Source organism: Coleofasciculus chthonoplastes PCC 7420 (genome assembly GCF_000155555.1).
GTDB lineage: Bacteria > Cyanobacteriota > Cyanobacteriia > Cyanobacteriales > Coleofasciculaceae > Coleofasciculus > Coleofasciculus chthonoplastes_A.
Window position 1 is genome coordinate 54,005 of record NZ_DS989876.1, and the last position, 21,731, is coordinate 75,735.

General features: G+C 46.1%; 18 protein-coding genes. 5 read left to right on the forward strand and 13 right to left on the reverse strand.

What is annotated here, in order from left to right; translation table 11 throughout:
* Positions 1-99 precede the first annotated feature (99 nt).
* The 3 genes from MC7420_RS44245 to MC7420_RS32490 all read right to left on the reverse strand — a co-directional run bounded on the left by MC7420_RS44245 (position 100) and on the right by MC7420_RS32490 (position 3,526).
* A complete protein-coding gene (locus MC7420_RS44245) occupies positions 100-219 on the reverse strand; it encodes a 4-Cys prefix domain-containing protein (protein ID WP_390436287.1) in 120 nt (39 codons plus the stop codon).
* A gap of 208 nt (positions 220-427) precedes the next feature.
* Positions 428-1,798, reverse strand: a complete 1,371-nt coding sequence (locus MC7420_RS32485; protein WP_044210996.1) for a serine/threonine-protein kinase — start codon at positions 1,796-1,798, stop codon at positions 428-430.
* A gap of 288 nt (positions 1,799-2,086) precedes the next feature.
* Complete coding sequence (locus MC7420_RS32490) at positions 2,087-3,526, reverse strand: serine/threonine-protein kinase (RefSeq protein WP_044210998.1); 1,440 nt, start codon at positions 3,524-3,526, stop codon at positions 2,087-2,089.
* 238 nt (positions 3,527-3,764) lie between these two features.
* On the opposite strand from MC7420_RS32490, the gene MC7420_RS32495 reads away from it, so the two are divergent.
* The gene (locus tag MC7420_RS32495; RefSeq protein WP_006106068.1) at positions 3,765-3,974 is read left to right on the forward strand and encodes a hypothetical protein; all 210 of its coding nucleotides are present in this window, start codon (positions 3,765-3,767) and stop codon (positions 3,972-3,974) included.
* Positions 3,975-4,216: 242 nt separating this feature from the next.
* Here the strand turns inward: MC7420_RS32495 and MC7420_RS32500 are convergent, their stop codons facing one another.
* Positions 4,217-5,626, reverse strand: a complete 1,410-nt coding sequence (locus MC7420_RS32500) for a DUF3370 domain-containing protein (protein ID WP_006106045.1) — start codon at positions 5,624-5,626, stop codon at positions 4,217-4,219.
* A 306-nt stretch (positions 5,627-5,932) separates the two neighbouring features.
* Between MC7420_RS32500 and MC7420_RS32505 the strand changes: the two genes are divergently transcribed.
* A complete protein-coding gene (locus tag MC7420_RS32505) occupies positions 5,933-6,691 on the forward strand; it encodes a hypothetical protein (RefSeq protein WP_006105984.1) in 759 nt (252 codons plus the stop codon).
* A gap of 140 nt (positions 6,692-6,831) precedes the next feature.
* Here MC7420_RS32505 and MC7420_RS32510 read toward each other — a convergent pair whose 3' ends face one another.
* Positions 6,832-7,836: an energy-coupling factor transporter transmembrane component T family protein gene (locus MC7420_RS32510; RefSeq protein WP_006106029.1), complete on the reverse strand. Its 1,005-nt coding sequence runs from the start codon at positions 7,834-7,836 to the stop codon at positions 6,832-6,834.
* Between the two features lie 137 nt (positions 7,837-7,973).
* A complete protein-coding gene (gene der / locus MC7420_RS32515; RefSeq protein ID WP_006105990.1) occupies positions 7,974-9,359 on the reverse strand; it encodes a ribosome biogenesis GTPase Der in 1,386 nt (461 codons plus the stop codon).
* Positions 9,360-9,516: 157 nt separating this feature from the next.
* On the opposite strand from der, the gene MC7420_RS32520 reads away from it, so the two are divergent.
* Positions 9,517-10,401 (forward strand): DUF3598 family protein, encoded by an 885-nt coding sequence (locus MC7420_RS32520; protein ID WP_232231834.1) that lies wholly within the window; start codon positions 9,517-9,519, stop codon positions 10,399-10,401.
* 61 nt (positions 10,402-10,462) lie between these two features.
* On the opposite strand, the gene MC7420_RS32525 is transcribed toward MC7420_RS32520, so the two are convergent.
* Complete coding sequence (locus MC7420_RS32525; protein ID WP_006106037.1) at positions 10,463-10,672, reverse strand: Nif11-like leader peptide family natural product precursor; 210 nt, start codon at positions 10,670-10,672, stop codon at positions 10,463-10,465.
* A gap of 174 nt (positions 10,673-10,846) precedes the next feature.
* Here MC7420_RS32525 and MC7420_RS32530 point away from each other — a divergent pair, with 174 nt between their 5' ends.
* Positions 10,847-13,333, forward strand: a complete 2,487-nt coding sequence (locus tag MC7420_RS32530) for a substrate-binding domain-containing protein (protein ID WP_006105996.1) — start codon at positions 10,847-10,849, stop codon at positions 13,331-13,333.
* Positions 13,334-13,535: 202 nt separating this feature from the next.
* Here MC7420_RS32530 and MC7420_RS32535 read toward each other — a convergent pair whose 3' ends face one another.
* From MC7420_RS32535 to MC7420_RS32550, 4 genes are all read right to left on the reverse strand, one after another.
* On the reverse strand, positions 13,536-13,979 hold the full coding sequence (locus tag MC7420_RS32535) for a hypothetical protein (RefSeq protein ID WP_006106016.1): 444 nt from the start codon (positions 13,977-13,979) through the stop codon (positions 13,536-13,538).
* A gap of 1,017 nt (positions 13,980-14,996) precedes the next feature.
* A complete protein-coding gene (locus MC7420_RS32540) occupies positions 14,997-15,899 on the reverse strand; it encodes a polysaccharide deacetylase family protein (RefSeq protein WP_006105979.1) in 903 nt (300 codons plus the stop codon).
* Between the two features lie 600 nt (positions 15,900-16,499).
* Positions 16,500-18,062, reverse strand: coding sequence for a bifunctional pantoate--beta-alanine ligase/(d)CMP kinase (locus tag MC7420_RS32545; protein WP_006106024.1), 1,563 nt, complete (start codon positions 18,060-18,062; stop codon positions 16,500-16,502).
* A gap of 197 nt (positions 18,063-18,259) precedes the next feature.
* Complete coding sequence (locus MC7420_RS32550) at positions 18,260-19,381, reverse strand: septal ring lytic transglycosylase RlpA family protein (protein ID WP_006106010.1); 1,122 nt, start codon at positions 19,379-19,381, stop codon at positions 18,260-18,262.
* Between the two features lie 440 nt (positions 19,382-19,821).
* Between MC7420_RS32550 and purM the strand changes: the two genes are divergently transcribed.
* A complete protein-coding gene (purM, locus tag MC7420_RS32555; RefSeq protein WP_006106041.1) occupies positions 19,822-20,865 on the forward strand; it encodes a phosphoribosylformylglycinamidine cyclo-ligase in 1,044 nt (347 codons plus the stop codon).
* 123 nt (positions 20,866-20,988) lie between these two features.
* Here the strand turns inward: purM and MC7420_RS44250 are convergent, their stop codons facing one another.
* Complete coding sequence (locus MC7420_RS44250) at positions 20,989-21,054, reverse strand: DUF4058 family protein (RefSeq protein ID WP_157453431.1); 66 nt, start codon at positions 21,052-21,054, stop codon at positions 20,989-20,991.
* Between the two features lie 125 nt (positions 21,055-21,179).
* A complete protein-coding gene (locus tag MC7420_RS32560) occupies positions 21,180-21,434 on the reverse strand; it encodes a hypothetical protein (RefSeq protein WP_006105993.1) in 255 nt (84 codons plus the stop codon).
* Positions 21,435-21,731 lie beyond the last annotated feature (297 nt).

Sequence of the window (21,731 nt, forward strand, 5' to 3'; positions counted from 1 at the left end):
TAATTCATCAACAAAACCCGCCCTCTTATAAGGTTCTAAGAATACCCTGATCTTCCTAGCAAAGGTTTAAATGCCGAACAGCTTACATTGTCGATCCCCCTAAATCCCCCTTAAAAAGGGGGACTTTGATCTACTGTACTTTATTACAGCGCAAAGAGCTGTAAAGGGAAAAATGTTTTGGCGACGAGGGCAATGGGGACGAGTGCAGTAGATTTCTATTGTTCATATCCAAAGAAGTCATAAGTTATCAGTTATATATAAGTTATAAATCAATTGTAGGGGCGGGTTTAGGGACTCAGGTTAGCTTTTTACCAATAACTGAAAAGCAAAACCCGCCCTGATTCATCAGTCTTGGCTACGGAACCCTTTCCTTCGTTCAATGGAACCTGCTTTTGAGTCGCGATCGCGCCTTTTATCCTCCTTATCTTCATAGCAAACGAGACAACAGCAAATACATCAAACGAAATAGAGCAGTAATGGCGATCGCACTCGCTGCAGCAATCCCTCCAGTAAGGACTACTTCTAGGATAGACCAGCCGCTCCCTAGTAGAGGGATGAGCAAGACAGCAAAAGTAATTCCGCTAATAATTAGCAAATTTTTGTTTTTGATCCGGTGATTGTATTGTGTATAAACTAAACCGCCAAAAACCATACCCAATACTCCCACACTTATACCTGAAATACCCAGTAAACTGTTTATAACAATGAAAAGTAATCCACCTTCAAATCCGACAAATGCCGCTTTCGCAAAAATTTCTGATAGTGAACGAGGTGGAATTGGCGGAATCGGCGGAATCGGGGAATGGGGTTGTTGTGAGGATTGAGTCGGAGGTGATAATGGTGTTGAGTCCATAAAATCTATCACCTCTTGAGCCGATTGAAAACGCTGAACTGGTGCTTCTAAGAGCAGCTTATCTAATACATCTGCTAGAGTATTGCTAACTTGAATATACTGTTTCCAATGCCAACAATTAGTATGGGAATCGCGCAGATCTTTGAGATCTTTACCTGTCAACAAGACAACTATTGTCACAGCTAAAGCATACAAGTCAGAGGAAGGTTTAACCTCTCCCCCTCTCATTTGTTCAGGTGGAGCATATCCAGGGGAATAAATGCCCGTCGAGGATCTAGACGATCTTTCCCCTGCTGTTTTGCTAACCTGCTTAACTGCACCAAAATCCAACAGGTACAGCCGTCCATTCCGGTGACGCATAATATTGGAGGGTTTAATATCCCGATGGATTGAACCATTCTCATGGACAAACTTGAGGACTGCTAGCATTTCTCTGAGAATTTCTATAACTTCAGGTTCAGAGAATATTCCTTTGGCTTGCAGTTCTTCTTCTAAATCTTGTCCATCAATAAATTCCTGTACTAAGTAAAAGTATTTATCTTGAGTATCAGGTTGGGATAACTTGGCAACAGTTAAGGGAAAAAAGGCATAGAGATTAGGAATTTGAGGATGAGTATTACCCAGTTTTTCTAAAACCTCTGCCTCTTGCTCAAATAGCTCTTGAGCTTTAGCGAGTTGGGAGGGACTTAATTGATCAGAAGGCTGAAACTGCTTGACGACACAATAGCGCATCATTGGGGTGTGGCGATCGCGTGCCAAAAACGTTGTGCCAAAACCCCCCTGATTTAGTAACTGGGTTGGAATATAACGACCCCCCAAAATAAGTGGTATTCCACAAGCTGTACAATATCTCTGCTGTGCTGTTTGCAGCGTGGCTTTCTGATCCAGTTCAGCAAAGAAGTTTTCGGGACGAGGGCAATGGGGGCGAGTGCAGTGGATTTCCATTGTTCATATCCAAAGAAGTCATAAGTTATCAGTTATATATAAGTTATAAATCAATTGTAGGGGCGGGTTTAGGGACTCAGGTTAGCTTTTTACCAATAACTGAAAAGCAAAACCCGCCCTGATTCATCAGTCTTGGCTACGGAACCCTTTCCTTCGTTCAATGGAACCTGCTTTTGAGTCGCGATCGCGCCTTTTATCCTCCTTATCTTCATAGCAAACGAGACAACAGCAAATACATCAAACGAAATAGAGCAGTAATGGCGATCGCGCCTTTCATCATCCTTGCCTTTACAGGAAACGAGACAATAATAAGTAAATCAAGCGAAATAGAGCAGTGATGGCGATCGCACCTGCGCCAACCAACACTCCAGCCAAGATGACGCCAGGAATGGATAACCCAAGCCGTAATGCTGGTATGAACAGTAATACCAATGTTATTCCAGCTAAAATTAGCAAGTCTTTGCCTTCAATAATCCGGCGGTATTGCGTATAAATTAAACCCCCGACAATCATTCCCACTAATCCCACACTAATCCCAGAGATACCCAGAAAACTTTTCAGCGCAATAAACAGTAACGCTCCTTCAAAGCCTGTAAACCCTGCCCCGATTAACGTTTCTGATAGGGTAAAGCTGGGTTTTTGTCGCTGAATCGCGGGTTGTTGCTGAACCACAGGTTGCGGTTGAACCACAGATTGTTGTTGAACGGCTGGTTGGGGTTTGGGAGTGGGGGGAGGTGGAGGCGGCGGCGGCGGTGCAGGGGGAGTTCGACGCGGTTTCAGAGCGTCCATCACCTCTTGAGCCGATTGAAAGCGTTTATTTGGGGTTGGCAGAAGCATACGGTTTAAGGCGTCTGCTAGCGTATCACTAACCTGGGTATAGGGTCTCCAGTTCCAAGAGTTATTGTAGGAATCATATAACTCTTCTGGTTCTTTCCCCGTCAGCAACATAATCAACGTTACCGCCAACGCATACAAGTCTGTTGACGGGTACACTTGCGCCCCTGACATCTGTTCGGGTGGCGCAAATCCCATCGAATAAATTCCCGTAGATTTGCCAGAGGGGGTTCCTGCTACGCCTTTGGTAACTTGTTGTTTAACTGCACCAAAATCCAACAGGTACAAGCGTCCATTCTGGTGACGCATGATATTAGAGGGTTTAATATCCCGATGGATTGAACCATTCTCATGGACAAACTGAAGTACCTTCAGCATTGCCTGTAACACTTCTAGGACTTCAGCTTCCGAGAATGTGCCTTTGGTTTGCAGTTCCTCCTCCAAGTCTTGTCCATCAATAAATTCCTGGACTAAGTAGAAAAACTGGTCTTCTTTACCCGATTGGTTCAAATTACCAACACTCAACGGGAAAAAGGCATAAAGATTGGGAATTTGGGGATGATCATTACCGAGTTGTTCTAATACCTCCGCTTCCCGTTCAAATAAACCTTGGGCAATGGCAAGTTGTTGGGGGCTTAAGTCGCCAGAGGGCTGGAACTGCTTGGCGACACAATCACGCATCGTTGGCGTATAGCGATCGCGTGCCAGAAATGCGGTACCAAAACCGCCCTGACCCAGTAACTTGGTAGGAAGATAGCGACCCACTAAAATCAAGGGCATTCCACAAGCCGTACAATACTTCTGTTGTGCCGTTTGCAGTGTCGCCTTGTCATCGAGATCGGCAAAAAAGTTTTGAGGGCGAGGACAGGTGGGACGAGTGCAGTAAATTTCCATGTTTCCAAGAGCGCTGGCACTAACTAATTGTATCGCCCTCTTCTCTTCGTTGAGGTTTGCCCTGGAAGAGCGGGTTTAGTTGAATGTATCGATGATATCTTTTCTGGAGTGACTTGCACCTGCTCCTACCTCAGATTTAAGCTAGGGTTTGCTGCATAAGTTGTCACCCATTTAAATTGGGAATGGGTAGCGAGCAAGATGCTCGCATTACAACGGTTTTCCAGTGTTGAATAATACTATGTCAGAAATTGGCAACGAAAACGAACAAGATAATACTCTGTTGAACCAATGGCGTCAGAAAATCGAAATCGCCAATCACAACAATATTTTTTGTCATTGTCGCCATTGCGGTGATGAATGGGTGGACTCCTCGTTAAAGAGTGCCTGTAATCACTGCGGTAGCCACAATATTGAACGGATTCCCTGTTGGCAGTTCCCAGATGGCTAAATTAAGGAGGTGGGAATAATTTAGATTGTCATTGGTCATTGCTCATTGGTCATTGCTCATTGCTCATACTCGCTTCGCTCCCAGCAAGCTACGTCATTTATCGAAGCACTCAATCGGGGCGGGTTTAGTGATATCAGGATGACAAGCCAATGTTAATGGTAAAACCCGCCCCTACAATAGACGTTCTAATTGCTTCCCCAGCTCCCCCAGCTTCCCCAGCTTCCCCAGCACCCCCAGCCTTCTTAAGGCGATCGCAACGTCCGAATGGTTAAAACTTGGGGTGGTGTTGCATCCGCCGGATAGATAAAATCCACCTCAACCAAACGGCGATCGCCTGGAGGCATTTTCAGCGTCAGCAACGGTTCTCCAGCTTGACCCCGATGTTGTACCAGATGAACCGAACGGGTACGGGCTAATCCCCGATCATCGGTATAACGTAGTTGTACCGTACCCCGAAAGAAGACCTGGGAATCGGGAGGATTCAAAAAGTGCAGGTTGTCGGTTTCTTCTTCTTCGTCGGGTTTAAGTGGGGTTTGAATCGCTAAAGTTACGGTTTGGGAAGCATCTGTCCGGTTAACCAAAGGCAAAGTAAGGTGATACTGCACTCCATAATTGCCATGGGCGCGATAAGCAGTATCCGGATAACGGACTTTTAGAGGCGCACTTTGCACCTGATCAGTCCCTAAGGTGATAAACGGAACCGTACTGAGGGGATAGGAAAACGCTTGACCCGGTTGAGGAATCGTCAGATCCGACGCACCTGGACGATTGACAACCTCAGTACGCCATTGAGAACCAACCGCCACACCTGCAACCCGACCATAGACAATTTTACCGTTCGTCTGGTTAGGTGGTGTTGGAATGCGATCGCGTGGTCCGGCTAAATTGCCTTTAAATAATAAATACCGCCATTCGTCAAGAGTCGGTGGACGATAGGGAAGCCCAGGTGTCCCTAAAGGTTTTCCATCCACTTTGCGATCGGAGTTCAGGGGTGCATACATGGCTAAACTTGCCATATAAACAGGTCGATTGGTTCGCAGACGCATCAACGTAGACCGGGAATTGCCCAAAGCAATCGGTAAATTCAATACCATTTCGCTCTGTCGCGGCGGAATCACAATTTGAGAAGGAAACGAGGATTGATGCACACCACGCAGGATATCAGTCGCTACCCGTGAACCAGGACCAGAGTAGACCAAACCAAAGGGATTGTCCATATAGGGCGGTAAGTTGATAAACGGAGCATCCGGATTGGTTACATAACTCACCGCTTGCAAAATATCTAAGGTTACAGGTTGACTCCCTGCATTGTGAACCAGAACCCCTTGGTACATGGGTCGCCATTCCTCTGGCGTATTGGAACGGGCGATATGATGAGCAAATACATCAAAGCGTCCAGAAAGCGGAAAATTTAAATGAGCGCCGGGACTCGCTTTTCCGTAAGGGGGGAAGGTTGACAGTAGAATCCCCTCGGTTTGGATCACTTCGGGACTATTGCTATTAAAGACAGGTATTTGATCCAGTTGTCCCGGTAAGGGTCGTATTTGCTGGGGTTGCACCACCAATTCCTGGGCGGGAGGAGGAGTTGGGGTTGTCGGGGGGACAGGGATAACAACTTGAGCCAGCGAGAAATTGGCGAATAGAGACAGCATGAACGAAGGGGTTTTCCAACCTCACACACACAACAACAGTTCTCAGTTTCAGCGTTTCAATCCCGTCATCAGCAATAAACTGGCAAAAATGGCGGAGTGACTAAGTATAGACCGATACTAAGAACTGTAGATTTATCATCCTACCGCTTGTGATTGGTCATTGGTCATTGGTCATTGGTCATTTGTTAGGGAACAGGGAACACCTCGGCTTCGCTCGGTGTGTAACAGGGAACAGGGAATTCAACCTGCATAAGCTGACACTACCGAGATATACTTTCCAGCGACGGCATAATTTGGATATTGACTATGACTTCCAGCTTCTACCATAAACTGAATCGTCTGATTCTCAGCGGAACCACAACCACAATCCTAGCCACCACCTCCCTAACCAGTTTTTTTCTTACCGCCTCACGTCCCGCACAAGCTAACCCGGAAGTTGACCTTTACACCTTATGCACGAAATTCCCCTTAAATTCGCGCTGTGAAGGCTACGAACCCCCCGTCTCGCTCAAACAGCGTTCGGGTCATGAGGGAATCTGCGCCTTAACCTCTGGTGAAACTGATCTATCCGGTAAATGCAAAATCTCCCTCACTGAGGGAATCATAACCGCTTATATTGAACAAGGCGATCGCCTCGCGGTTTTGGATGATGAAAGACCAACCCAAGAAATTACTGTTGCGGTAAGTAATGTTGATACCCTAACCTATCAAGAAGGCAAAAAAGCTAACGTGGGTCGGCTTATTGGTAATACCTTGCTGTTCGGCGTTCTGGGTGCTGTTTTTACCAAACCGGATAAGATTGCTCAAATTGAGGTAGGTTTCACCGGAGAATCTAATCCCGCAACGACACAGGTTTTGACCTTAGTAACCGAACGGGAATTGGGACTGACGTTAAGAAGCAATTTGGAACGATTAACGGGAATTTTCGCGGAAATACCTGCCGAAGAGAGACCGGAATCTCAAGAGGCAACAGTCGATAATTCCGAGACTTATTCAACAGATTTAGATGAATTCTGTGAGTCTTATCCACACAATTCGCGTTGTCATAATTCCACTGATGAATAGAGAATCGAGCGACTCAAGAACCTATTTTTGATCGTAAGGAAGGGCGGGTTTTGTTGTTCCGTCATCAGTAATAAGCAGATTGAGTGGCTAAACCCGCCCCTACAACTATGTGATTTCAGTTATCATTCTGTTTACTTCCATCACCCCATTCCTCCCCAAATCAGCCGCGCTACCCAAAACGGAGCTAAAGTCGCGATCGCGATCCAGTCTCCCCAGTGTAAACGCAGTTGATGCCATTGGACTCGATGCTGGTTGGGACTGGTAAAACCACGCACTGTCATGGCTTTGGCAATTTGATCGGCTCGCATGAGTAGGTTTTCTAATAACCGTTCAGTCACCATAATCCAAACTTGAGCGCTGCGGCGAACCCCTAGCTTTTTCCAGTTAATCGCACGAGTCCGAATCGAACGGACTAAATTTTGCACTTCCTCCAAAACTAAGGGAATAAAACGCAAGGATAAGGTTAATGTCAGAGCAATTTCTGTCACTGGAATATTCAGACGCCGTAAGGGAAGCATTAGACTTTCTAACCCGGCGGTAATTTCTTCTGGGGCGGTGGTGAGCAAGTAAAGATTGGTACTATAAATTAGTGTAAAAATTACGGTACTGACTCGAACCGCTAGATCCAATGAGCGACGGGTAATTGTTACTGGACCCGCTTCCAGGAGAATATATCTGTAGTCCGTCGGTTGGGGTAAATTGGTCAGGATAACGGTTTCACTCTCAGAAGCCTCTGGAACTGATTCACGTCCGATGCCAAAGGGATTATACCAGGGTCTCGGTTGAGGCGATTCCTGTGCTGAGGTTTCAGCAGACTCAACCATGAGAATGTCCGCCTGCGGAAGCCGAGACTGATGATCAACCGCCAATCCATCGGGTGCGATCGCGGTGAGAATAAAGACAAATACCGCTAGCATCAGCAACCAACCCATTTGCTGACGCCAAACCCGTAACGGAATACGGGCTGACAGGGTGAACAAAATCAATACCACAACAACTGCCAAACGGCAATAGGGATTGGCTAATAAAGGTACTGCCAAAAAGCTCATTAACCAGATAAGTTTTACCCGAGAATCCAGGTAATGGAGCCAAGTTACAGGTTGTTCCAGGTATAGCCCTAACGGGAGCGATCGCAGTAAGTCCATGGTGTGTTAAAAGGGAACGGGGAACAGGGAACGGGGAACAGGGAACAGGGGAACAAAAGGAGTTAACTCACGCGCCATGCCCTCTTTCCGCAGTGAAGGGTCAAAACTTACCCAATCCCTACTCCCCAATCACCAAATTAAACCCGAACGGCTCGATTAGCATTGCTGCTTTCAACATCGCGGACTTTCTTACCGCGCCATAATAGACGCAAGGGTGTCCCTGTAAAACCCAGTTGTTGGCGAAATTGACGCTCAATATAGCGGCGATAGTTTTCATTAAATCGTTTCGGATCATTGACAAACAGGGCAATTGTTGGGGGTTTACTTTTAACCTGGGTGCCGTAGTAAATTTTGCCTTGGCGTCCTTGGCGGTTGGTGGGCGGGGAATGCCAGTTAATGGCTTCTGCAAGCACTTCATTAATCACAGACGTACTGACGCGGCGCTGGTGTTCTGCGGCAACAGTATCCACTAAATCGAGAATTTTGTCTACTCGTTTTCCGGTTAAGGCGCTGACAAAAATCATTGGTGCCCATTCAACAAAATAGAGGCGATTTTTCAGCAGTTTTTCGTATTCATAGATCGTATAGGTATCTTTTTCAATCGCATCCCATTTGTTGACCAAGATAACCGCCGCCCGTCCGTCTTCAGCAATGCGTCCAGCAAGTTTTTGGTCTTGTTCGGTAACACCATCTAGGGCATCAACCACGAAGAGAACCACATCAGCACGGCGAATGGCTTTGAAGGCGCGGTTAATGCCAAAAAATTCCGGTCCATATTCGACATTTTTTTTCCTGCGAATGCCTGCGGTATCAATAAGACGATAGAGTTGAGATTCAGTCTCGGTTTCTGGGTTTCCGGGGCGTTCGACAATCATATCAATGGCATCGCGGGTCGTACCCGAAACGGAACTGACGATCGCCCGTTTTTCTCCCGTCAGGGCATTTAATAGACTAGATTTACCCACATTCGGACGTCCGACAATCGCCACGTTGATTTCTGAGGTGTCGGGAAGCATTCCCACCGTGGGCAAATGGGTAATCAGTTGATCCAAGAGTTCCCCGGTTCCTGCACCGTGAATCGCAGAGACGGGGAAAGGTTCGCCTAAACCGAGTTCCCAAAACTCAGCCGCTTGGATTAGTCCTTGTTGAGGTGATTCGCACTTGTTTACAGCCAGAACAACCGGGACAGGGTGCTGGCGTAGCCAATCTGCGATCGCATAATCGGCGGCGGTGGGACCCATTTGACCATCGACCACTAATATAGCGGCGCTGGCTTCGCTGAGGGCTGCCATTGCCTGTTCTCGAATCAGGGGCAGAAATTCGGTATCATCATCAAAAACCAAACCCCCGGTGTCTACAATCGAGTAATCTCGGTCTTGCCAGAACGCGGGTCGATAAGTGCGATCGCGGGTAACTCCCGGTTGATCATGGACAATCGCATCCATCACCCCGGCTAACCGATTGACAAGCGTTGATTTGCCCACATTCGGGCGTCCGATTACAGCAACTACTGGCAAAACCATCGTCTCTATCCCCCTTACAGATATGAAGCGTTACGCTCCAGTCTTCTATTGTAGCGAGGTGAGAGGGCGTGGCTGATTAGTTTATCGGCTGGAATCTTCGGGAACAGCAATCATAGACAGCGTTGAAACGCGCTATGCAAGCACCTCGACTGAAATTGTGATATTTTCAGATAAGAATATTATTGTCAAAGACAAGAACATGAATAATGGCGATCGCATTGAAAAAGAAGGGTTATCTCAGACCACCCCATCAGAAGCAAAAATTTTCCAACAATGGCATCGCTTTATTGCCGATCATGGATTTGTCTGGAAGGGAATTCTTTCCCGGTACGATGGAAAAGGCAGACTAACTGAAGTCCTGAATTCCACGAGAAAATTTACTCCGGCATCGGATGCATCTGAAATTGAACACTATCTGTGTTTTATTAATCGTGACGACCCCGAAAAAGTCATGGAAAAGCGCTGGATGATTGAAAAATGTGGACCCGGTATTATTCATCCTGTTGATCCAGATTCAACGATAATGTTTTCATCTCAATCGAGTGGAATTATGAGTAGACCAGGCAGGGAATATGCGGAAATCTACTTAATTGAAGGAAATCGTCGCGTGAGTACAGTTATTTCTTATTATCCGGATAGCTATGAAGAAATAAACAAGAGATGCGGACTTGCGAATATTTCCTTATTCCGCGAGGTAAAGCAAGAAGAATCCTCCTTCCCTTGGTCTGAGGAAAAACTAGAAATCACGAATCGGGAATATCCCAGTGTACAAGTAATCAACAGTTCAATGTTGCGGTTTGGTACTTTTGATGAAATTCCGGTGTCCAATGAGTCTGTAGATTGGTTTGCCGAAGAGCGATTAATCTTTGATTTTCCCGACGGGGTTTCACTAAATATACCGAAAACCCTTAAGTCGGTTGATAAAAATAATCTCATTCTTAGCTGGAAATACAGTCACAATCAGATCAAGAGGGCGATCGCTCAATTCAGTGACGATACCCGTGGAGCTGATTTGATTACACTTGAATGTGTGATTGTATAGGTAATTGCTATATTACCCAAAAATGTATTTAATATTATTTGAACGAATTACGAAGAAACCGTTATAACCCCGGAATTTCTGACAACTTACCCTCAACTTCTTCAACCGAAAACCCTGTCATTTCTTGCCATTCTTCTACAGTAAAATCATAGCCCCGTTCTTTCGCCATTTCGATAAAGGCGTCTACGTTGGGGGCAGCACTAAGTTCCTCTCTTAAAGCCGGGTTCGCTTTAGCATCTCGAAACAGCTTCGCCACTTGCTCCTTCGCCATTCCTGGTAACTCCTAATTTGACCAAATAATGCTACACTAGCAGACTTCTGACTCTAGGAAAAGCAAATTTTGTTAAATTTCTCAACGCTTTGGGAAACCACCGCTTAGACTGACACCGTGCTTATGGCAGGATAGCAATACACAGCTTAACAAGGCTTGGTAGGAGCAGCAGTTATGGTTAAGGGTAACCCAAAAGGATTTCTGGGACGTTTATTTCAACAATTTCGCAGCGTTGAAGGAAGTCGGATTTTCCATCGCTTCAAGACGATCCCAGGTCGCTTTCGAGCCATCCTACTGCGGTTCGTCCCAGCGCGGTTACTTTGGTTATTTCCATTCCTACAAGATGAACTGAAACAGCGTGCGCCGAGTTTAGATGAACTCAAAGATCGCATGGCGGGTAAAACGAAACCCGGTGAAGGATTAGAAGCCGAAGGTGGCGTGGTGACAGAAGTCGTCGTTCCGCCAGGGGTAAAATCCCTCTATCCGGAGTATCGCTGTGTTCGGGGAAATCCCCTTTACTGTGAATGGGTGCAACAAACCCTGCTCGAACAACCTGGTGCCAACTATTGTACTCAATGTGGATTTCCGACGCTGTTACCGCCAGAAACAAAGATTCGCGGGCGTCGGGGAACCTATCAAATTGAAGGCTTCCTCAAAAATCGGGGTAGAGGTCGTCTTTATCAAGCCCTGCAACTCCCGACTCGTCAACCCGTAGTGATTCGAGAATACCTCCTGCCCGATCGCTATTTTAATGTCCAAGAAAGTCAGTTACGCAAAGAAGCCTTTGTCAATCTTGCTGGTGTCACCTTGGCTGATGGGCGGGTGCAAGACTTTCGCCTCGTCTCTCCCTGGGACGCGATCGCAGATCCCCGGTTTGAACGCTGCTATTTAGTCAGCCAAGGGGCATTAGATACCTATCCTACCCTAGCCAGTTACTTGGCACAAACCGGGGCGATGACCAGTTATCAGGTGCGACAAATCCTGGAACAAGTCCTGCAAAGTTTAGAATTTCTCCATGGACAAAAATTTCGTCTCCCGTCGGGTTTAGTCCAAGAGGGACTCACCGATGGCAATATCAGTTTAGATAGTTTACTGATTGTTCCTACTTTCCAAGGCTTTTTTATCTATTTGTGTGACCTTCTCTTGTGGGAAGGACGATTTGATCCGCCCTTACTCGAACGTCCTTTAATCTCTGCAAAGAAGGATTTACAAGACTTGGGGTATGTGGCATTTTATCTCTTAAACGGCGGTACTCATGATCCGGTTACGCTTCAACCCTTTAATCCACGGATTACCAAGCATTGGCCCCTAATCCAACCCGTGTTTAAAGACTATATTTTATCCCTAATTGGCATTGGCACCTCATCCTTTGAAACCGCCGAAATTGCCCGCCGCGCTTTATTACAATTGCCCCCTGAATCACAAATTATCCCCCCCTTCTCCCAACCCGTAGCCGAAGCCGAGGCGAAGAAAAAGAAACGGCGGTGGTGGCGTCCTCGCTTATTATTGCTGCTTTTGCTACTCCTGTTGTTGGGATTATTAATCTGGTGGCTATTCGGCAGAAATCAACCCCAAACCGCGATGGACACCGACCCATTTCCCTGCTGTATTCAACAGGTATCCGGGATTCCCACAGGAACATTTACCTATACAGCAGAAGCATACGGAGCGTGGGATTATATCCTAGAGCAACCCAATTTAATTGCCAAGGATACCACCTTGGCAGGTGAATTGTACCAACGTCAACCGAAATTAGAGTTAAACTATCAACCTGTACCCTCTTGGACAGACGCGATCGCCCAGGTTCGGGAGGAGGAGGCGGAGTTTGCGATCGCGACTCCCCTGAATCCCCTAGGATTTGCCTTAGACACAGAAGAAGTGGCTCATGATGGCTTAGTTGTCTTTGTCGCCTTCAGTTATGCACAACGGGAAAACAGCTTACCCGCCGCCTTAAATGGGCAAATTAGCTTTGAGCAATTACGCTTACTTTACACCGGAGAAATTACCAATTGGCAAGAATTAGGAGGACCCAATCTCCCGGTTCAACTCTATGTTCCTCCCAGTGATCAAGCCATTGAACTGTTTAAGCAGCGGGTTCTGCGAGAGGATACGAATACGAGTAATATTGCCGAATTTGAAGCACTTCTGCAACAAAGTAACCAACCGAGTCGCTCATTTGCCAATTTAGGTCGTCCACCGATTATTCGCACCCAAACCTTTGAGACACTGCGACAAGTGATTCGGGATTTTGAAGGGCGAAACATTGGCGCGATCGGATTTGATTCTTTGAGTAAAGTATTAGGACAATGTTCAGTCTATCCCCTAGCCATCGTGGACGGAGAAAATGATGCGATTTCCCCCTTAGTACAAGATAACCGACAACCGATTACTCCGAACATAGACTTATGTAATGCTAAAGGGAGTTATGGTGCCAATGTGGAGGCATTTATTAGTCAAACCTATCCCTTAGCCTATCCCTTAGCTGTTATTTATCCGAGAGATAATAGCCGTCCCCCCATTGGCACAAAGTTTGCTGAAATTCTCAGAACTGAACAGGGGCAATGTTTATTGTCTAAAACCGGATTAGTCCCACTGCGACCCTATCTGGATTCTACATTCTGTACTCAGGAATTAGAAAGCGCTGAACCTGATAACGGATGAATAAGTTAGGGCTTGCTGAATTAATCGTGAAGCAATATTATACAAGGGTTTCAAGCCATTTTTTCACCCAACAAGTGCAAGGTTTTTACACCCTTACACTCTTGCATCCTGAGATTTTCGCCGACATAAGCGCCGAATTTTACCTCAACAGAGGGTTGAAACCATTGCCCATTGCTTATTCCCTATTGCCTCTCCCCCTGAATCAAATAGAGATTTTTGAAGCAAATTCTTCTAGGGTTGCCCATTCATTATCCATCTCGCTAGAGGATGTTAAGGAAATGAATAACCCTTCTATTTCCTTCCAGGCAGACTCCTGGAATTGAGGAACATTATCGGGTATGTTGATAGTCTCTTGATCCTCATAAAGCGGGAATTGGCTGAAGTGAGTGCTATCGTATAACCGATACTCTAGGTTATTTACCGCAGCCTGTTTTTTCTCTAAGGTTACTAGACTGTGATTTATTGTCTCCACTGTTTCTTGCTGTCCATCACGTTGGATTCTAGCTACTTCGGTAATTGTTTGGTAACCTTGTAAGCCCTCACGAGAATAAAATGTCAACCCTACAGTTTCGGGATTTTTCTCCTGTTGAATCATCTCGTTAAAATTGGCTCGAATAACCTGACGAATTCTATAGAATAATTCCATTTCTCAACTCCCTTGCTATGAGTGGCACTGTTTTTAAGTGCTAATCGTTTACATTTCTTTACCTATTATGCTAAATCTACCTAGAAATAATTTTGTGTTCACAAACTCTTCACAAAATCTGCTTGACATTTGTCATACTCGCTTCGCGAGAAGCAAGCTACGTCATTCGTCAGTAGTGAGGGCTTTAGCCCTCTCCAGCTATGCGTTAAAGCACTAAAGTTATACTTGTAGGGTGCGTTAGGCAAATTTTTGGATTAACAGTTATTAATTCAGAACATAAGTACGCCGTAACGCACCAGATTTAATTGGGTGATGGGGTAACTTTAACTAGAGGAGTGGGAGTTTCCGTCGGTACTTCCCCAGCGCCTTCTAGCATAATTTGACTAATTAGTTGATAGGTAAGCTGTTTGGCATTTAAACCTTAATATCAATAATGGCACAATCCTTGTAGTGCGTTAAGCGAAGCCATGCCGAAGGCTTTGCATCTTGCTCGCTACTAATACCCAATTTAAATGCATTACAGCTTATTCAACCAACCTTGTTGTATTTCTGGGGTAAAATCATCTGGTTGAGGTAAAAGTGGTGACGGTTTTAGCAGGCAATATTGATACCAAGTTGCGTTCGATCATATCATTCTGAGCGAAGGGTGAAGCGAAGCTATAGCGAGGAACGAGATACGAGAATCTGGACAGATGCTTCGCGTCATTCCGTTTCACTGCATTCTGCTCAGCATGACAGATTCTACCTTAGACTGCAATTTGGTATGATGTCGATCAAGCAACCCAGAATGTGCTAATAACAATTGATATTGTTGAGCAAAAGCATCATCTCGTCAGAAAAAATTGACTAAAGGGCGACCCGATCAAATTAAATGAACACCGTTGTAAATTTGTGCAAGCAGGTCGCCCCTACAGGATAAACCAAGGTGATATATTCTCAATTAAATACTTAGTTAAGGTGCGTTACGCTACGCTAACACACCCTACCTATAAATCCTTTGCGTAAATCCTATTAGTATTAATCTGGCATATCCAATAATTCTGGCACGGTGACAAATTGATAACCACGCTGTTTGAGTTCAGTAATCAACTTTGGTAAAGCTTGCACTGTTTTTGAGCGATCGCCCCCGCCATCGTGTAGTAGAATAATACCACCCGGTTGCGCGTCTTCAAGGGCGTTATTGATTAATTTTGGCACAGTAATCCGGCGACTTTGCCAATCTTTTGTATCGGCTGACCACATAATCACGGCATACTTTTTTTGGTGAGCATAGTTAACTAAGCCGTTATTTAAAATGCCAGCAGGCGGTCTAAATAATGCTGTTTTGACGCCAGTAAGTTTATGAATTAACTGGGCAGTTGTTTCCAGTTCCTGTGCCGCCGCCCATGGACTGTATTGGTGATAATGATGATTCCAGGTATGATTACCAATGGCGTGACCGTCAGCTACAATTTGTTTCAGTAGCTGGGGATGATTTTTAACTGTCTTACCCACTACAAAAAAGGTGGCTTTGATACCTTCTCGTTGAAGAATGTCTAAAACTTGGGGAGTTGTCTCTGATGAAGGTCCATCATCAAACGTGAGGGCAATCACCTTAGCCTTATTGTTGAGGACACGGGAACGAATAGTTTTGCCTTGAAATTCGACGGGTACGGAAAAGGTTAAGCGCTTGGCTTCTTCTTCTGCCAAATACGCCAACATTTGTTGATATATTTCTTGTTCTTCCCCAATTAAGCCGTTAATTTGCAACATTTTGGAGTTCAACTGTTCCTGTTGATTCAAATTAGGACTAGGAATAGCTAGTTTTGGGTTAACTGAACGAGCAACGGATACACTCAAACTTGCAATAAAACCAAGTGTGGCAGCGATTAAACTAATGGATAATCTGTACTGCCAAACTAACTGACAAGGGTTTGCCACCTTACGTCTCCTTCACTCCTCTGAATACACAGGCGGCACGTCATGGTTGTTTAACGGATCAGCAGTGTTTAGATCACTCTTGTTGCAGAATAATCAAAGCGGCGGGTTAATCTATCGCCAGACATAAACGCCTTGGCGTAGATCAACCCGCTTGATGAATTCTGATGCTAAACCCTGCGTCTCAATCGCTAAACGCAACCATTTCGGGGGATATTCAGTTCGCTGTAGAGCAACTGGATACCGAAATCCGCCTTAGTGTTAATGATTCTTTTGTTAGTTACGACGCAAATGGCAGTATATCCGGGATATTTTGTAAAAGGGTAGAGAGTAGAAGGGTAAGAAGATAGGAGTGTAGTAGCGTGCGTGGCACACCTTCTTTGGTAGATTAGCTTGGGTTCGTAGTAAGGGCTTTAGCCCTATATTCTGTTGGGTTTCCTGTCGTCAACCCAACCTACAACATATTCCACCAAATTAGGCTTATATCCAGAAACTGTAGGGGCGCAAAGCTTTGCACCCGATTCAATGGTGACAAAATTCGCCCTGTCTGAGGTTTAAGGGCGAAAACTATTTAATCCATGAAATGTTTGGATGAGCAGGCTTTTATCCTTGATGTAACGATGATGCTTTTTTATGGTATAGACTGATAATCTTATCAGTGACCTCAGGAATTGTGAAACCATCCGTATTAATTTCGATCGCGTCAGCAGCTTGGCGCAGGGGGGCTAAGGTACGAGTGCTGTCACGCTGGTCTCGTAATTGAATATCCGCCTCTAGCTGTTCTAAACTGACAGTACCTTGGTCTTCGCCTTGGAGATCTTGCAGGCGTCGGCGTGCCCGTTCTTGAACCGAGGCGGTGAGAAAAATTTTCAGTTCGGCGTCTGGGAAAACATGAGTCCCGATATCTCGCCCTTCAGCGACAACACCACCTTTAGACGCCCAGCGCTGCTGCTGTTTGACTAATTCGTGACGTACAACGGGGAGCGCCGCGATCGCAGAAACATTGGCGGTGACATCTAACGAGCGAATCGCCTGGGTGACTTCTTTGCCATCAATCCACACCCTCAAACTTTGGGGTTGGGAACCACTACTGATCAAGGATATTTGACATTGACTCACCAATTCCGCGATCGCAGGTTCATCGGTGAAATCAATTCCGGCTTGCAGCACTCGCCACGTCACCGCCCGATACATGGCTCCCGTATCCAGATACATTAAGCCTAATTGCTGCGCCACTAACCGAGTCACCGTGGATTTACCCGCCCCTGCTGGTCCATCAATAGCAATAATCGGTCGGCGATTTCGCAGCAGACTATTATCAATTAAACGAGTTGAACCCAGACGAGCCGCGATCGCGAGTAATCCTTGGTCTTCTACTTGCTCTAAGGGGATCAAGGTTGTCGGATGAACTAATTCGATGTACTCAACTTGAATCTCCTCTATCCAGCTAAGTTCTGAGGTAACGGCGGCAATTAAGGAGGTGCGATCGCGCTCCCCAGCTTGGAACACATTTTGGGCATTTTGTAAACCCTTGTAGAGAATTGGAGCTTGTGCCTTTTGTGCTGGTGTCAAATACTGATTGCGAGAACTATAGGCAAGACCTGACGGCTCACGGGCGATCGAACAAGAGACGATAGTGACAGGTATATTTAGATCCGCGACCAAGCGGCGAATAATCGCCAATTGTTGAGCATCCTTTTGACCAAAATAAGCGCGATCGGGTTGCACTAGATTTAATAACTTCGTCACCACCGTCGCCACCCCCTGAAAATGACCCGGACGAGAATGACCACATAATATAGAAGTCATCGCTGGTGGTGGTTGGACTTGAGTGAACTCCGTCAGGATGTCTGAATCCGATGGGTCATCGCCATACAACTCCACGGCTGTGGGCGCAAAAATCACATCAACTCCTGCTTGTTGACAAAAGCGTTGATCCTCCTCCAACTGACGCGGATACTGCTGCAAATCTTCCCCAGGTCCAAACTGGAGTGGATTGACAAAAATGCTGACAACGACAATAGCATTTTCGCGTCTTGCCCGCTCGATTAAGGTCAAGTGACCGGGGTGCAACGCCCCCATCGTCGGCACTAAACCGACGGTTTTTTGGGTTCGATGACGTTCTAAGTGGCAGCGCAATCCCGCGATTGTCGTAAACAGACGCATGAGAGTTTAGTGATTGGATTTTAGATCGATGTTAGCAATTGTCATTGGTCATTGGTCATTGGTCATTCGTCATTCGTCATTCGTCCAAGAATTTATGAACTTTGTAGGGGCGACCCGCTTGCACTAATGAACAACTCCCGTTCACTCAATTGGGTCGGGTCGCCCTCTCCTCTCAGACACTCAAAACTATTTCCTAGCTAGTTATCTAAAACCTCAATCCGTACAGGTGCTACACCCGTGCGGAGCAATCCTAGGACTCTGGCAGCGGCGGCGGAAAGGTCAATGACTCGCCCTCTGGTATAGGGTCCTCGGTCATTAATCCGCACGATAACGGAACGACCATTATTTAAGTTGGTGACTCGCACGTTAGTACCAAAGGGTAAGCTGCGATGAGCGGCGGTTAGGGCATTTTGATTAAATCGCTCACCACTGGCGCTGCGGTTTCCGTGAAAGCCAGGACCATACCAGGAGGCAATACCCTTAACCTGGAAGCGCACAGGACCCAGGGCGACTTGGGCAATTGTCTGGGCTTTGGGTTTCCCCTGAATTTCCCGGATGGGGGGAGCATTACCCATTAAGCGTCGCAGTCGGTTCGTGGCTTGTCGGGCATCTTCGGTTAGGTTTTCGGTGGTATCAGGCAGAATGGTGTTTTCGTTAACTTGCACCAACTCCTGGTCGTTTACCTGGATGCTGTAGCAGTTACACGACTCATTCCAACGAACGGCGATCGCCTCTGCATCAATATTATCCCGATGCAGTTGATTGAGTTGAGCCGCAACCACTGTCGCCCGCCCTACGGCATCATCTGGATTGCCATTACTGGTCGGGGTGACACTAGGCGAGGCGGTATTGTCCAGTTGGTTTTCCTCTGAGGATTGATAACCAGACACCGTTTTTGATGAGGAATACTCGGGTTCGGAGTCATTTCCCAGAGCCACTTCTCCCACTTTGGTAACATTATTGACAGTTGCCGGAGAACCTAAGAACGTCAGGACAGGGATGTCGCGCACATAAAGAGTAGCCGCCTGACGCCCATCGAGTGAATAGGCATGAATTTTAGCAATGATTTCTTCTGCTTCCCCAACTTGAGCCGTTGGGGATTGAAATTCTCCCACTTTTACCACCTCTGGTGGCTGAGGAGTTGGTTGAGAGGAGGTTGAGGGAGTGGTTTGCGGAGAGTGTAGCGCTTGAGCGGGAGTCAAGTTGCCCTCAGAACCTTGATCAACTGCCTGAGCTTGGTTAGCCGGATTGGATATCACTGTGCTGAGGGCTGTGGTTAAGACGGTAACAGTGAGACCACTCAAAATTCGCTGATTCATAAGCCTATAGTCAAAAGCCTCTGGAATTCTACGTTTAGGGTTATGGGTGGTGATGCAAGAGAATTAAGAAAAATCTGCTGCAACTCATACTCATTTCGATTTCGCCCTATTTTTGTGGAACTGACACAGACTAACACGAAGTTTTGGGTTTGGGGATCAGTGATTTTTGGGAATCAGCGATAAGATTTTCAAAAGTGCGATATCATGTAATTTCCTCTAAAGCTTGATAGGGCAAGGATTTCCCGCTTTTTCCCCTCTCAGGAAATTTACGAGTTTCTTAACAAAACTTTACAATAGAGGCAACAAACCTCGACCGTCGCGGCGAAGGTTTTCCATCAATGCTGTAGGGGCGGGTTGATTCACATCGGGGCAGAAAAAAATGATAATAGTGAAATCCGCCCCTACATTTGGAAAAATTCTTTCATTCCTAGTGCTATCCCATGGATTATCGAGAAGCTGGTGTTGATATCGAAGCAGGTCGAGCGTTTGTACAGCAGATTAGAGGGCTAGTCCAAAGCACCCATCGACCCGAAGTTTTAGGTGGACTCGGTGGCTTTAATGGTTGTTTCCAGTTACCGATGGGATATCGCGAACCCGTTTTAGTATCGGGAACCGATGGAGTGGGGACAAAGCTGAAACTGGCTCATGAGTTAAATCGTCACGACACTGTGGGAATTGACTTAGTTGCCATGTGTGTCAACGATGTCTTGACATCTGGCGCACAACCCCTATTTTTTTTGGACTATTTAGCCACAGGAAAGCTGAATCAAGCGCAACTCACGCAGGTTGTAGCAGGTATTGCTCAGGGATGTCGTCAGGCTGGCTGCGCGTTGTTGGGAGGGGAAACCGCAGAAATGCCTGGTTTTTATCAACCGGGAGAGTATGACATTGCTGGCTTTTGCGTGGGAATGGTGGAAAAAAGCGAAATTTTAGACGGTTCTCAGGTGCAATTGGGAGATGTGGCGATTGGTTTAGCCAGTCAGGGGGTTCACAGTAATGGGTTTAGTTTAGTCCGCAAAATTGTTAGCGATTCAATTAACCAGGAATCGCCGTTAAGTTGGGATAGCTGTCCCGATTTACTGGGAGGTCAACGTTTAGGAGATGTGTTGCTGACGCCGACTCAAATTTACGTGAAACCGATTCTGGATGCGCTACAGGCTGGGATTGAAATTCATGGTATGGCTCACATTACAGGTGGCGGTTTACCGGAGAATTTACCTCGGTGTTTAGGTCAAGGGCAATCGGTGCAGATTGAGCCGAATAGCTGGGAGATTTTACCGATTTTTAAGTGGCTTGCTGAGGCGGGTCAAGTGAGTCGAGAAGAGATGTTTAATACGTTCAATATGGGGATTGGGTTTGTGGTATTGGTATCATCTGTTCAAGCCGAAAAAATCTGTCGTTGGTTTGAATCTCAAGGTGTAACGGCTTATCTGATTGGGGAAGTAGTTGAAGGTTCGGGGGAAGTGGTTGGTGTATCAGGTTAATTAGGATTTGCTGAATAATTTGCCATGGCGATTGAAATCGCTGCTACACAAACAAAGTCCGCCTGCGCGGACTGGGTTATAAGGGGGGTAGTTAACCCGGATTTGGTATCATTCATCTTTATTTTACCTTCTCAGCTTTCTATGCGGAGTTTCAAGGTATGGATTCATCCCAGGAAAGGGGGAAGGCATGGTGCGATCGCAAAACTACTATTTTGTACTATTTTATTGATCGTAGCTGATTTACTGAGATGGGTCAGCAGCATGAGGACATCCGATGGATGCCGTTTATTCATTTCGATACCCGCCGACTTGTCCTAACCCTTGTGGCGGTTGCTATACTTGCGGCGTTGTTCGTCAGCAAACTCTTGGAAAGAGCGAAATCGACCCGCCTCAAAATCATCTAAACCTTGCTGAATACCTTTAATAGCTTCCTCTGAATCTTGTTCTTCCCACTCTAAAACACGAGCCAGTAATTCAGATGCAACAAGACCAACATCTTGACCTTGCCGAGCGGCTTTGTCGCGCAGTAGCGCTTCTAACTCTGGGTTAAGGGTTACAACAATTGCCATAAAGCGACTTCCTTAATTGAATTTTTGTGTAGCTAAATTACTTAACGACTGGCTAACGTTGTCATAGATAGCATCTGTTTCGCTGTATCCGGAAAAGAATTGCTGGGCTGTAAGCTGTCATGCATTTAAATTGGGTATTAGTAGCGAGCAAGATGCAAAGCCTGCGGCATGGCTTCGCTAAAGCCTGCGGCATGGCTTCGCTAAACGCACTACAAGGATTTCGCCATTATTGATATTAAGGTTTAAATGCCGAATAGCTTAAATTGTGACCAGGTAGTTGTTTCAGTCAACTCAGGC

Coding starts and splice junctions, on each gene's coding strand:
- MC7420_RS32505 (WP_006105984.1), top strand. CDS start 5,933: ATGACTTCCAGCTTCTACCATAAACTGAATCGTCTGATTCTCAGCGGA.
- MC7420_RS32495 (WP_006106068.1), top strand. CDS start 3,765: ATGTCAGAAATTGGCAACGAAAACGAACAAGATAATACTCTGTTGAAC.
- MC7420_RS32490 (WP_044210998.1), bottom strand. CDS start 3,526: ATGGAAATTTACTGCACTCGTCCCACCTGTCCTCGCCCTCAAAACTTT.
- MC7420_RS32510 (WP_006106029.1), bottom strand. CDS start 7,836: ATGGACTTACTGCGATCGCTCCCGTTAGGGCTATACCTGGAACAACCT.
- MC7420_RS32500 (WP_006106045.1), bottom strand. CDS start 5,626: ATGCTGTCTCTATTCGCCAATTTCTCGCTGGCTCAAGTTGTTATCCCT.
- purM (WP_006106041.1), top strand. CDS start 19,822: ATGGATTATCGAGAAGCTGGTGTTGATATCGAAGCAGGTCGAGCGTTT.
- MC7420_RS32560 (WP_006105993.1), bottom strand. CDS start 21,434: ATGGCAATTGTTGTAACCCTTAACCCAGAGTTAGAAGCGCTACTGCGC.
- MC7420_RS32530 (WP_006105996.1), top strand. CDS start 10,847: ATGGTTAAGGGTAACCCAAAAGGATTTCTGGGACGTTTATTTCAACAA.
- MC7420_RS32525 (WP_006106037.1), bottom strand. CDS start 10,672: ATGGCGAAGGAGCAAGTGGCGAAGCTGTTTCGAGATGCTAAAGCGAAC.
- MC7420_RS32550 (WP_006106010.1), bottom strand. CDS start 19,381: ATGAATCAGCGAATTTTGAGTGGTCTCACTGTTACCGTCTTAACCACA.
- MC7420_RS32545 (WP_006106024.1), bottom strand. CDS start 18,062: ATGCGTCTGTTTACGACAATCGCGGGATTGCGCTGCCACTTAGAACGT.
- MC7420_RS32485 (WP_044210996.1), bottom strand. CDS start 1,798: ATGGAAATCCACTGCACTCGCCCCCATTGCCCTCGTCCCGAAAACTTC.
- MC7420_RS32535 (WP_006106016.1), bottom strand. CDS start 13,979: ATGGAATTATTCTATAGAATTCGTCAGGTTATTCGAGCCAATTTTAAC.
- der (WP_006105990.1), bottom strand. CDS start 9,359: ATGGTTTTGCCAGTAGTTGCTGTAATCGGACGCCCGAATGTGGGCAAA.